Annotated in this window: 11 protein-coding genes; 5 read left to right on the forward strand and 6 right to left on the reverse strand. The window is 33.7% G+C overall.

Annotation, left to right across the window (positions count from 1 at the left end):
* Positions 1 to 30 precede the first annotated feature (30 nt).
* From BMW37_RS03160 to BMW37_RS03170, 3 genes are read left to right on the forward strand one after another with little or no spacing between them, the layout of a single operon-like run.
* On the forward strand, positions 31 to 1,221 hold the full coding sequence (locus BMW37_RS03160) for an ABC transporter permease (RefSeq protein WP_093317764.1): 1,191 nt from the start codon (positions 31 to 33) through the stop codon (positions 1,219 to 1,221).
* 42 nt (positions 1,222 to 1,263) lie between these two features.
* Positions 1,264 to 2,535, forward strand: coding sequence for an ABC transporter permease (locus tag BMW37_RS03165; protein WP_093317766.1), 1,272 nt, complete (start codon positions 1,264 to 1,266; stop codon positions 2,533 to 2,535).
* On the forward strand, positions 2,528 to 2,974 hold the full coding sequence (locus BMW37_RS03170; protein WP_093317768.1) for a SufE family protein: 447 nt from the start codon (positions 2,528 to 2,530) through the stop codon (positions 2,972 to 2,974). The genes BMW37_RS03165 and BMW37_RS03170 overlap by 8 nt, the downstream gene beginning before the upstream one ends.
* On the opposite strand, the gene BMW37_RS03175 is transcribed toward BMW37_RS03170, so the two are convergent.
* From BMW37_RS03175 to BMW37_RS03200, 6 genes are all read right to left on the reverse strand, one after another.
* Positions 2,975 to 3,913: an SEL1-like repeat protein gene (locus BMW37_RS03175; protein WP_093317769.1), complete on the reverse strand. Its 939-nt coding sequence runs from the start codon at positions 3,911 to 3,913 to the stop codon at positions 2,975 to 2,977.
* Positions 3,914 to 3,986: 73 nt separating this feature from the next.
* On the reverse strand, positions 3,987 to 4,898 hold the full coding sequence (gene rarD / locus BMW37_RS03180) for an EamA family transporter RarD (RefSeq protein WP_245711011.1): 912 nt from the start codon (positions 4,896 to 4,898) through the stop codon (positions 3,987 to 3,989).
* A gap of 87 nt (positions 4,899 to 4,985) precedes the next feature.
* Positions 4,986 to 6,059, reverse strand: a complete 1,074-nt coding sequence (locus BMW37_RS03185) for a BMP family lipoprotein (RefSeq protein ID WP_093317774.1) — start codon at positions 6,057 to 6,059, stop codon at positions 4,986 to 4,988.
* Between the two features lie 147 nt (positions 6,060 to 6,206).
* Positions 6,207 to 6,503, reverse strand: a complete 297-nt coding sequence (locus tag BMW37_RS03190; RefSeq protein ID WP_093317775.1) for a DUF5339 family protein — start codon at positions 6,501 to 6,503, stop codon at positions 6,207 to 6,209.
* Between the two features lie 304 nt (positions 6,504 to 6,807).
* Positions 6,808 to 7,026 carry a translation initiation factor IF-1 gene (infA, locus tag BMW37_RS03195; protein ID WP_093317776.1) on the reverse strand — a complete coding sequence of 73 codons (219 nt, stop codon included), beginning with the start codon at positions 7,024 to 7,026 and terminating at the stop codon, positions 6,808 to 6,810.
* Positions 7,027 to 7,357: 331 nt separating this feature from the next.
* Positions 7,358 to 9,742 carry a DUF3772 domain-containing protein gene (locus BMW37_RS03200; RefSeq protein WP_143047591.1) on the reverse strand — a complete coding sequence of 795 codons (2,385 nt, stop codon included), beginning with the start codon at positions 9,740 to 9,742 and terminating at the stop codon, positions 7,358 to 7,360.
* A 433-nt stretch (positions 9,743 to 10,175) separates the two neighbouring features.
* On the opposite strand from BMW37_RS03200, the gene BMW37_RS03205 reads away from it, so the two are divergent.
* The gene (locus tag BMW37_RS03205) at positions 10,176 to 11,060 is read left to right on the forward strand and encodes an IS982 family transposase (protein WP_177168563.1); all 885 of its coding nucleotides are present in this window, start codon (positions 10,176 to 10,178) and stop codon (positions 11,058 to 11,060) included.
* 977 nt (positions 11,061 to 12,037) lie between these two features.
* Positions 12,038 to 12,269 (forward strand): transposase (locus BMW37_RS03210; RefSeq protein WP_218139452.1); only part of this gene is annotated, 232 nt, incomplete at its 3' end.

The raw sequence follows: 12,269 nt of genomic DNA on the forward strand, positions 1-12,269 counted from the left end.
AAGTTTAATACGCTTAAGGAATTAAAAAACATGTCCAATGATATTCATGCTCATTTGTCACCAATGACAAAATTATTTTATCAAATTACTAGAGGAAGCGCCCTCCTCTCCTTCTGTGCTATATTCCTCTCTTTACTAGTTGGTAGTATTCTTATTGCATGGACAGATAGCGCTGTTCAAATTGCAGCGGTCCAAATAATTGACCACCCTCTGAATTTTATCAACAGTGTCTGGCAAGCTGTCTCTAAAGCTTATATTGCATTATTTGAAGGTTCTATTTATAACTTTTCTGGCAGAAGTTTTAATCACAAAATAAAACCGCTTTTAGACTCCCTATCAAAGGCTACTCCCCTTATTGCAGCAGGACTTGGTATCGGTTTAACATTTAGAGCTGGATTATTCAATATAGGTGGTAAAGGGCAAATGCTTGTTGCAGCAAGTGCTGCAGCTTATATTGGCTTTACATTCTCCCTACCAATTTACTTACATCTGCCTTTAGCAATAACTGTAGGTATGCTAGCAGGCGCAATTTATGCCATGATTGCAGGGTTATTAAAATCTTATACTGGTGCTCATGAAGTAATTGTAACAATTATGCTCAACTATATTGCCTACTATCTGATCTCATGGATGTTAAGAACCCCAGGCTTTTTGCAGGCACCGGGCTCAAACTTCCCCAAATCAGGTCCCGTTGAAGCAACTGCTATTTTTCCGAATATACTAAGCTTTCATAATAAATTTCACTGGGGTTTTGCGCTGGTAATTTTAAGCACATTCTTTTGTTCTTGGCTTATAAACCGTTCAGTTCTTGGATTTAAATTAAGAGCCGTAGGGGAAAATATCACTGCTGCAAGAGTTGCAGGAATTAATGTCAATAGAATGACTATATATGCTATGTTAATTTCAGGAGCACTTGTTGGATTAGCCGGGGTATTTCAAGCACTTGGTGAATCTCCTAGAGGATTTAGCTCAACTATAGATGCAGGAATTGGTTTCAGTGCGATAACAGTTGCACTCTTGGGTCGTTCTAAGCCGTGGGGAATATTTGCAGCTGGCTTACTGTTTGGTGCATTACAAGCTGGGAGTTTCAAAATGCAAGCAGATGTAAAAGTACCAATTGATATAATTTTAGTTGTGCAGTCTCTCATCGTGCTATTTATTGCAGCACCTCCATTAGTGAGAACAATTTTTAGATTACCTGATCCTAAAAAGACATTTTAAACCAACCGAAGACCAATCTTTTTCTTAAATGCGGATTTAATGATGAATAACACTATACAGGCAAAGCAAACAAATACTCTTGCACTAGGTAAACTACTTAAATATTATAAATTGCCTATTATTTTTATACTCTTCACATTAGCAACAAGTTATTTCTTTATGGTTAACGTGGCTGATGCAACGAGCTATTTTGTTCTCTCAGCTAGAAATACAGAGTTACCTTGGATATTAGAGCTATCAACTCCTAGGTATAGTTTTTTCTCTGGCATATCATTAATTGTTATCACAATTAGTGCGTTTTTATTAAGAGTAAGAAAGCAAAATATACCGATTTGGTTAACTATAGGATATTGTTTTATTCTTTTATTTGGATTTCTTGTCCTTATCTCTGCAGATGCAAGGCTTCAAATTGTAAGCTTATTATCTGGAGCAATTGCATTAAGTGCACCTATTATTTTTGGTGCTTTAGGTGGAATAATTTCTGAACGCGTAGGTGTAGTTAATATTGCAATTGAAGGTCAACTTTTAGCTGGTGCATTTTTATCAGCAGTGATTGCCACAATAACAGGCAATCCTTATTTAGGATTATTAGGTGCTGTTGTAGCGGGCGTCTTTGTATCTTTAATCTTAACCTTATTTGCAATTAAATATATCGTCGACCAAGTAATTGTAGGTGTGGTTGTAAATGTATTAGTGATTGGGTTGACCAATTTTTTAGCAACGTCGGTACTTGCTAGAAATAAAGCTGGTCTTAATGATCCTCAACGTTTTGAAGCAATTGCAATTCCCTATCTTTCAGACATCCCCTTAATTGGCCCAATTCTTTTTGAACAAACGATTATCATATATGCAATGTATTTTATGGTAATTGCCGTCTATTATGGCTTGTTTTACACGACATGGGGTCTTCGCTTAAGAGCAGTTGGTGAGCACCCTAAAGCTGCTGATACTGTTGGTATCAATGTGAATCGCACTCGTTTTCTAAATGTATTATTAGCTGGCGCAATTGCAGGATTTGGAGGAGCATTTTTCACATTAGGTTCAGTAGGTGCTTTCGATAGAGAAATGTCGCAGGGATTAGGCTTTATAGCCTTAGCCGCAGTTATATTTGGTAAATGGCACCCACTTAAAGCTACTGGTGCGGCATTATTATTCGGATTCACGTCAAATCTCCATACTGTCATAGGTGCAACAGGCAGTAACTTTGCGAGTGAATTTTTGCTAATGCTACCGTATGTTATCACAATTTTTGCAGTAGCAGGTTTAGTCGGTAAATCAAATTCCCCTGCAGCAGTAGGAAAACCTTATGTGTAATATTGATGCAGTGAGTGCTGTAGATATTCAAAATCAATTTAAAGAGGCAAAGAATTGGGAATCTGCCTTTAAAATATTAATTCAATTGGGTCAAAATTTACCCAATTTTGACCCAGCATTAAAGCTTGATGATAATTTATTACATGGTTGTGAGTCAAATGTCTGGTTAGTATTATCAGTTGATTCTGATTCACTACGAATGGATTTGCAGGCTGACAGTGATAGTAAAATATTGAGAGGTATTTTATATGTTATACGAGCTTTTTTGAATTCAACGACACCTGATAAACTTAAATCCGATAGCCTTAATTTGTTTTTTACCCAAATGGGGATTTATCATTCCTTAAGCGCAAGTAGAAAAACAGGGATAGATGCAATTAATGCAAAAATCTTAAACCTAATTAATTCAACTATTGCAAAACCGTCAAATAAAAAATGATTAATGCATAAATTGCATTTTTGTAATGCTTTTTCCTAAAGACCACTCTTTTGCTACTAGCTGGGCTTGTGCTATCTCTTGGTGCGTAAGCTCACTAGCCATAGAGGCTTGGTTCTTTTGTAACAATGCTTTTATTTTTAATTTTTCTTCTGCTTGTAAACTGCTACTTTCTAGTTGTTCAAGTGCGATGATTGACCATGCATAAGCAATTTGCTTCTCTTGAAGGGTATTGGCTAATTGAAAATATATCGCGCTAAATCTCCCGATTTCCGATGGTTCTCCTTGGCTTGCAATAATTGAATATTCATCAAAAAACATGTTTTTATACCTTGTTATATTGTTTTCATTAATATTATTAGGTGCTTTTTTGTTGAAATATGACTGTAAAATCATCATAAGAGCCTTTGCTCTATAAGTTGCGTATTCTTCATTATCTGAATTTGTTTCATCAATATATTGAATGAAATAACTTGTTGATTGCTCAAAATCTTGCTGGATGGATTTATCGCCAATTCGATAAATCATACCTAGGTAGTAAAGTCCGCGAGCATCTCCGGCTTCAGATAGTAATTTAGAAAAAATTACAGCTTTTGCGAATGATGGTTTTACTCCTTCATCTTGACCATTAAAATTGTAACCAAATGCATAAACTAACGCTACATCATTAAGTGCTGATTTATCTCCTAAATTTGCTTTTTGAGTCATATTGTAAAGATTATAAACACTATCATTACAAGATCCTTGCTCTTCACAAAATTGGTAATACTGCTCCATATGCTTATTTAGCTGCAGAAACTCAGATGCAGTATGTGTGCTTTGATAACTATTATTAGACCCACTTGATACGCTGTTGATATCTTTGAAAATACCTATAAACTTAAATATACCAAATATTACGAGAAGCACCGCAAATATTTTGGAAAATATTGCACGATTCATTAAGTTAATCTCCTAGTAGACTACTTAAACAAGATTAGCATATCCGTTAGCAATTCTTAAAGTACCAATTAATTTATCGCATGTGTCTTCGTTTTTTAATCCCATCAAAAATAATCAATACTAACGCAAACCATATTATTCCAAATGTGATCAGTCTTGAAACTGTTAAGGTTTCTCCAAATAGCGTTATCGCTAAAACAAAACCCATAGAAGGCCCTATATATTGAAAAAAACCTAAATAACTAAAAGGAATTTTACTTGCTGCAGCAGAGAAAAAAATTAATGGGACAGTGGTTATAACACCTGATAAAGCAATAATTCCTATAAAACCTATTGAATAATTTGCAATAACAGAGTGTGCATCGTCCACAATAAATATGAATAACATTGCAGATGCAGGTAATAACATCATCGTTTCTAGAAACATACTAGTCTGTGCATCAATAGCGATTTTTTTCTTAACTAAACCATATATTGAAAATGTAATAGCAAGGCTTAATGCAATATAAGGAATTGAATTAAATTGCCAAACTTGGTATAGCACAGCTAATACGGTTAATCCAACGGCAGTCCATTGAATCGGTCTTAATTTTTCACTTAAAAATAATGTACCGATGAGTATATTAATCAAAGGATTAATAAAATAACCTAGACTAGTATCAAGAACATGATGATTATTGACCGACCAAATGAAGATGAACCAATTCAGTCCTATTAGATGAGATGCTATAAATAGCCATAATAATTTTCTAGGGGCTCTAAAAACCGCCTTCACTTTTTTCCAGCCATTATAAAAACTTACAAGGATAATCATAAAGAAACAAGAAAAAAAGATTCTAAAAGCGACAATTTGTTCAGCTGGTACATGCTCTAAAAGTTTAAAATAGACTGGTGCTATTCCCCAAATTACATACGCAGATAAAGCAAATAATATGCCCCTTTTCATGTCAGGATAAGTTTCAATCGGTTTTTGTGGGCTTTGCATTTCATTACTCTAAAAGAAAAAGCCTCAATAAAATGAGGCTATACAATTGAAATGAGCAAAATCATTCACTCATCATTAAAGATAATCTTACTGCTTGATAGGAGATGCTGGTGAACTCACTTTAATTTCCCCAGCAATGATTCCTTGCTTAATAGCACTAAGTTCAGCTGCTAGTTCAGGTCTAACTTTAGACTCCCAATCATGAAATGGTGCGATGTCAACGCCTTGATTAGCTAGGGTACCAATATAAGCAACATTCGAAAAATTCCCTTGACCTGCTGATACAACTGAAGTTTTCACACCTTCATCTAGTTTTTTTAACACGGAAGTTAGATAAAGATTTCTATATTTTGGCTCACTGATAAAAAGATCCGAATCCACACCAACCATTGCAATTTCTTTTTTGCTATCGATAATTGCTTCTGCAGCACTAATAAATACAGGTCCGCCTACAGGCATGATCACATCTGCATTTTGATCGATCAAAGCAACAGCAGCAGATTTTGCACTTTCATTAGCAGCAAATCCACCTGTAAATAAGCCATTTTGAGTTTCAAAATTCCACCCTAAAGCTTTAACATCTTTGTTATTTTTTTCATTATAATAATTTACTCCTTGCGTAAATCCATCCATAAAGATAGTTACAGCAGGAATTTGCATTCCACCAAAGGTACCGACTATACCTGTTTTAGTTGTATCTGCAGCCGCATAACCAGCTAAAAATGCAGCTCCGGTTGTATCAAATACAATTGATTGAACATTTGGAAGTCCTGTATCAGCAACATCAACAAGTGCAAAATTAATATCCGTATTATTTTCAGCCGCTTCAATTGTTGCATCAGCAAGTAAAAATCCAACGCTAACAACGATATTACATCCAGCATCAATAAGTCCAGAGAGATTACCACTAAAGTCTGTTTCAGTCCGAGATTCAGCTTGCTTAATTTCAACACCTAATTCTTTTGCCGCAGCCTGTAGACCTTCATAGCTTAATTGATTAAATGACCTATCATCAAATCCACCACTATCTGACACCATACATGGAACAAAATTTTCTATCGTTTCAGCATTAGCTGTTTGAGTGATGAAAGTTGAACATGTTAGAAAAGTGAATGCCGTTGCGATTGCTGTTTTGGATATATTGAATTTGTTAAATGTCATTAGGTAAACTCTCCTATTGGATTTGGCTTTTAATTAGTTATAGTTGAAGATAGGGTGAAGAAAATTTCTTTTAAGCGTTGTTATGCTGTTTCATAACTAAAAACATCTATAAAAAAGCCTAGACATTCGCTAGGCTTTTTAGGTTAATTAACCTTCAGCTTTCATTTGTTCTACTGCTTGATTAATCATTTGTTTCATCATTGGCACTTGTTCTAAAGCTTGTGCGCATGCTGCTTCACGTTGTTCTTCAGGAATACTGTCTAGCATAGTTTTCATTTGGCCCATTTGATCATCAATCATTTTTAATTCATCTGGGTTCTTAACGTGTTCACGTGCAATATTCACCATTGCATCTACTTCTTTAATGTAAGAATCACAATTTGGTCCTGCAAAAGCAGCTGTAGATGAAAGAACTAAAACTGCACTTAAAATTATCTTTTTCATATTAAACCTTTGAGTAAATATAATTAATTGTGGTAAAGATGTTATGTTACAACACGAACAAAATTATTCTCAGATGAAAAACAAAGTTAGACATATAGTAACATAATCGATCATAACAGAACATTACAATAATCAATAGTGATAATTAATATAAATGTTGCATGAGCCACATTTTGATTTTAATTTGCAAGCAAAGATAATCCTTTTATAGCGCGCAGGAAACAACACAATCTTTAAGCTTGTAAACCTAAAGATGGTGCCTTAATAAATGTATTGATTATACTTAATTGAAGTGATCGTTAGACTAACGACTTCTGAAAATAATTCTACCTTTAGTTAAATCATACGGAGTGAGTTCTACGTTAACTTTATCACCTGTTAAAATCCTAATATAATTCTTGCGCATTTTACCTGAAATATGAGCCATCACAACATGACCATTTTCTAACTCAACCCTAAACATTGTATTTGGTAAAGTTTCAATTATGGTTCCTTGCATTTCAATATTATCTTCTTTTGCCATTTAATCCTCTTAATTTGTTGCTTTATGTATTGTGGCAATACATATGAATAAACGTTCATCATAAAAAAGCGCACTGAACAGTTCAGTACGCGAATATACATATTTTAGCATAGCATTTGACTATTTATCGAATAATTGTCACTTTGTTTACTAAAAAAATAGTTACCTTTAGCCTTAATCATAAAAAAAACATCAAAATCAATAAAATACAGTAATTTTTATTTCATTAACTCTAGAGCTAGTTCATCCCTATTATTGGTACTACTAGCTCATAAAAATAGATTAAACCAATTATTACGCTATGCAAACTTTACTCATATCAAACCATTACCTAATTATTAGGATAGATTTCTGCTTTTCTCAATCCTTTGAGAATAATAAATAAAAGATCACTCTTAGTTTTCCCGACTAGTCTTGGGCTTTGCACTGACCCAGTTATTGTTAAATTCATGGCTGTGCTGTTTAGTTGACTGAATCTTACTTCTGGCGCAGGTTCATTTAATATGGCAGGATGTGACTTATAGGCATCCAACAAAATTGTTTGAATGACTTCAGGATCACTATTAATAGCAAAGTTTAACTCAATTGACACGACACCTTTAGGATTATTTTTTGAATTATTCTTAACATTCTGTGCAATAAGCTGCGAATTCGGTACAATAACAGTGGAGCGATCACTTAATTGTATTTCGGTTGCTCTTACATTAATACGCTTAATATCCCCTTCAATACCAGCAATCCCAATACTATCCCCAACTTTTACAGGGCGCTCTGTTAATAATATTATACCAGAGATAAAATTTTTCACAATTTCTTGTAAACCAAACCCTATACCAACTGACAATGCACTGACTATCCAAGCGAGATTACTCCATTGAATTCCTAGTGCAGCCAAGGTAAACATGATAACAAGCACGTAGCCAATGTTACTGTATAATGTCACTAAAGATGCTGCTATTCCAATATCCACATTTGTTTTAGGTAAAAACTCTTTACTTAACCAACGTTTAGATGATCTTAGCACATAACTACTAACTAATAGGATAACAACCGCATTCGTTAGATTGGCGGGAACAATTCCAAAACCTGCCAAACCATTTTCAGTCAATAAATTAAGCAACTTATCAAAAAGAGTTTGTGTTGTTGCGCCACTAAATGAGCCATTAAGTAATGCCATAATCAAAATAATAATCAAACCACAATTTGACAGTGCGGTTAAAACTACTTTAATTTGCTCGAGCAATCTATCATTTAGATTTAAAGTTTGCTTAATAAATTTTGCACTGCGATTAGCTGGGTAAAACATTGCCTGCCAAAAGTCTTGTGAAAAATGCTTTAAACAATAAAACGCAATTATTACAATTGCAATCCATAAGGTTTGATAAGCAACAAATGTGGATAAGGATATATAACCTAAAAGTGCAGTAACAATAATAAAGAGTGAGCTTATTAGGATAAGCACATGAATCAATCCTTGTTTCGATGTGTTATTCAGCTCATCATCATTATTGTGTGTATGGTAAATTCGAACAGGGAATACTAGCATCAATAATGCAATTAAAATTGCACTTAATCCAGTTGACCATATGGTAAGCCCTACAATCACGCCAGTAACATTATTGATAATTTCAATTGTTCCAAAAAACAGCGCAACAATTGCAATTGAAACAGGAAAATAAGCCAGTTTTTTTGCAGTATCATCAGGAATATTGACTAACCGCCTTGATTGAATCTTATTTGCAAGAAATGCCCTACCTAATCCAGTCACTAGTGCACAAAAAGCTGCAAGCTGTATAAACTGATTGATAAAATCTAAAATAATTGGTGATAATTCACTTTGTGATAAAATTGGTCTAAAGAACAAATTAAGTGAAATAATAGTCGATAAAATCGTGACTACAGGGATAGCAATAACAACAAAACTTCTTCTAAATCGACCAAAAGGGATATATTTGATAGAAAACTTGTATAATAACTTTTCAGCCCATAACCTAATGACAGTCCATAATGTACAACTAAATAAAACAATTAGCACTGCATAACCTAAATTATTATCTACAACCTGAGTTATGCTTGCGCTTATTTTACTTTTAAAATGATTCAATCGATTATTTTGCGCTTGTGTTGGCTCAAAAATAGGCTGCCAAAATTGTCTACTAATAATTGACTGACTTTTTGTTGCAAGTTGGGTCTTAAATTTTTGCTGTCTTACTTTTGCAATTTGTTGAATGACCTCATTAACTAAAGTTCTTTGTGCTGAAGCTTCTTCTATAGTTAATCTAATTACTTCCTGCTGTTTTAAAAGCGATTCTCTTTTTTTTGTAATCGCTTTATCCTCACTCGCTATTGCACTCTCTTCACCCTCTTGCACCACTATTGGCTTAGACTCACCTAATGCAACTAATGCATTTTCAATAACTTCTAATTCAATCCTTTGATAAGCTGCATATTCATCAATATGTTTAATCAGAGACTGAGCATCTTCAGATAACTTACCAATATCGCTTATTGTTTCTGCAGTTGTTAACGCAATTTGTATATCACTAAGCGATTGACTGATTTTGAGCGAATCTAATGGAGGTGGTGTATTTTGCTCTGCTTTAGTCGAGTTTGTTTCTTCTGCAAAAGCAAAACCTTGGAAGCAAACAGCAAATGCAAACACAAAAATAACACATATTACATTGATTAAATTAATATTTAACTTATTATTTAGCACAATCCTTGTCTCCTTTCTATGTTCAAAAATTCTTACACAGCACACTGGACATAATTTTAATGTGCCTATGACTGAAATTTTAATTAGCAAAAACAGGTGCTTAATTCTATGTACTATTTAGAATTCCAAGTTTAAGTTAACTTACTTAATTCGTTAATTCCAATCCACAATAGACTAAGATAACAGATTTTTTAATCAATTGAAAAATATTTGAAGGCAAATACTACGAGAATATTTTTTTAAAAGCTACTCAAAGCATAGTTTTCCAAAAGATTATCATACATTATGCTGATATTTTGGGCACAGTTTAAACATACACTTTACTGTCGGCAGCATATTTAACGCGATGCTCGACTTTTTTGTTGCATCATTTGGAGGGAGATGGCATAACTTACAACTAATTAAGACACCAATCAAAATTAGGAGTAAAACCATGCCATCATTAGTAAATTATATCATCTATACTTTTATTAAAATAGACGATAGCTTAAATAAAATACTGGAAGAATACGATAGACCTCTTAGAGCAAGAGGGTTCAAGCCAAAGCTTTCAGATAGCGAAGTCATTACAATGGAGCTCATTGGTGAATTATTTGGCATTGATAGTACGGTAGGGATTTGGAGATACTTTAACAAGCATTGGACTCACTTATTTCCAAATCTCTCTTCCCGTAGTCAATTTGCCAAACAGTGCCAAAATCTTTGGATTGTTAAACAAAAAATATTAGAAAACCTGAATTCGTCTGGGTATTTATTTCATATTATTGACGGATTTCCAATCGCTGTTTGTCATAATAAACGGATTATCCATTGCAAACGATTTAAGAGAGAGGCAGCTAGAGGTTACTGTGCTTCTAAAGAGCAGTATTACTACGGATTCAAAGGCCATCTCGTTGTTAATCAAGATGGTGAAATTGTTAATTTTGATGTGACTCCCGCAAATATAGATGAAAGAGAGATGCTAATAGAGTTACTTGAAGGTAAAACAGGGTTAGCATTAGGGGATAAAGGCTATTTGGGGGCTGATACAGCGGAACAATGCATAAACCATGGGATTGCTATTGAAACACCCGTTAGGAAAAACATGAGAGATAAACTCCCTAAAAACATTAGGAATTTTTGGAATGATAAAAGAAGAATTATTGAAAGTACAATTGGACAACTTGCTGAAAAATTCAATATTGAAAGAACATTCGCAAGAACAATCCTGAGCTTTACTAATAGGCTGAGTAGGAAAATATTATTACACAAGCTGGCCACCCTATTCAATAAAGAACAAGGTCGACCGATTTTAAGTATCGCAGATCTCGCATTTTAAAAGTCGAGCATCGCGTGGATTCAGCTTTTTTAGTTTGATTGTGAAAAGGTTTGTATTGACTTGTTTCTTGTTCACTATCAATTATTCTCAAAACATCTGCTAAGCTAGCATGACATTTAAAACTAAGCACTTGAATTAAAACATTTAAAAAATATTCAGATTACAAAAATCGTATGCGCTGCATGAACTTTGTTTTTCTCGCAAATTCTCTAATTGATATTTTATCAAAAATGATTGAAGTGGAGGTGAAAATGTAATAAATTCATTGGCCATAGGAACCACTTTTTATGAAAATTGTATGTATCAGAAACTACATTTGATCATAAAATTGGTTCCTTTTCAATTTTTTCCGCCAAAAAAGGACGTTAAAATTTCCACCAAAATCAAAACCCCAACAATTAAACATAAAATCAATAACTTATAGAGCTAATCAGATGTATTTAAAATACCTTTTCCTATTGCTTCATTATCAGAATGCCTTACACCATAGCTATTCTGATGCGTTTTGATAATACTCCCATCTATAAATATCCATTGCGGATCATAGATTGAGGATAGTTTTCAAAAAATTACTCAACTTTCCTTTTTTTATCAAAGATTAAAACGCAGAATATGGTATTCAGCGAGCTAAACTCTTTAGGTAAGTCACGCTATTGAATACCTGTTCTTATTCGATACAGGATGCCTTCAAATGTAGAGAGATGCTTGTACTTATTTTAAATACGTTTATTTTCCAGAAGGTTTTCTTTGATTAGATCCCAAGTTTTATTTATTAACATTTTTCTTGGCATAACAACGTCCAATTTATCCTTGATGGTATAGTTGATTTTTGGCGAAGCCATTATACCGTATTGCGATGCCGTTTATTAAATATAAAAGGAGAGCTTTGCAAATCTGGTTAATAATCATTCAAATTTCGTTTATTTTTTGAGCTGCATGTGATATAATATTTTAAATCATATTCTTAGGAGCGTTATATGTGGAAAAATATTCAACCTAGACTGCAGTTCAAACAAACTAACGTTAAGCAACACAAAGCATTTGAAGAGTTTGATGAAATAAATGCTTTGATTGACTGGGATCAAATAATAATCATACTTAATAAGCTCTTAGAGCAAAAGCCTAACCGATTAGGTGCCGCTTCTTATGCGCCGATAATGATGTTTAAAGTTATTTTATTACAGTCTTGGCATAATCTTAGTGATGTTA

It is taken from the genome of Thorsellia anophelis DSM 18579 (assembly GCF_900111395.1).
Classification (GTDB): Bacteria; Pseudomonadota; Gammaproteobacteria; order Enterobacterales; family Thorselliaceae; genus Thorsellia; species Thorsellia anophelis.

Excerpts from the sequence above, each read along its gene's own strand:
- BMW37_RS03160 (WP_093317764.1), top strand. The coding sequence starts at position 31 with ATGTCCAATGATATTCATGCTCATTTGTCACCAATGACAAAATTATTT.
- BMW37_RS03165 (WP_093317766.1), top strand. The coding sequence starts at position 1,264 with ATGAATAACACTATACAGGCAAAGCAAACAAATACTCTTGCACTAGGT.
- BMW37_RS03170 (WP_093317768.1), top strand. The coding sequence starts at position 2,528 with ATGTGTAATATTGATGCAGTGAGTGCTGTAGATATTCAAAATCAATTT.
- BMW37_RS03175 (WP_093317769.1), bottom strand. The coding sequence starts at position 3,913 with ATGAATCGTGCAATATTTTCCAAAATATTTGCGGTGCTTCTCGTAATA.
- rarD (WP_245711011.1), bottom strand. The coding sequence starts at position 4,898 with ATGCAAAGCCCACAAAAACCGATTGAAACTTATCCTGACATGAAAAGG.
- BMW37_RS03185 (WP_093317774.1), bottom strand. The coding sequence starts at position 6,059 with ATGACATTTAACAAATTCAATATATCCAAAACAGCAATCGCAACGGCA.
- BMW37_RS03190 (WP_093317775.1), bottom strand. The coding sequence starts at position 6,503 with ATGAAAAAGATAATTTTAAGTGCAGTTTTAGTTCTTTCATCTACAGCT.
- infA (WP_093317776.1), bottom strand. The coding sequence starts at position 7,026 with ATGGCAAAAGAAGATAATATTGAAATGCAAGGAACCATAATTGAAACT.
- BMW37_RS03205 (WP_177168563.1), top strand. The coding sequence starts at position 10,176 with ATGCCATCATTAGTAAATTATATCATCTATACTTTTATTAAAATAGAC.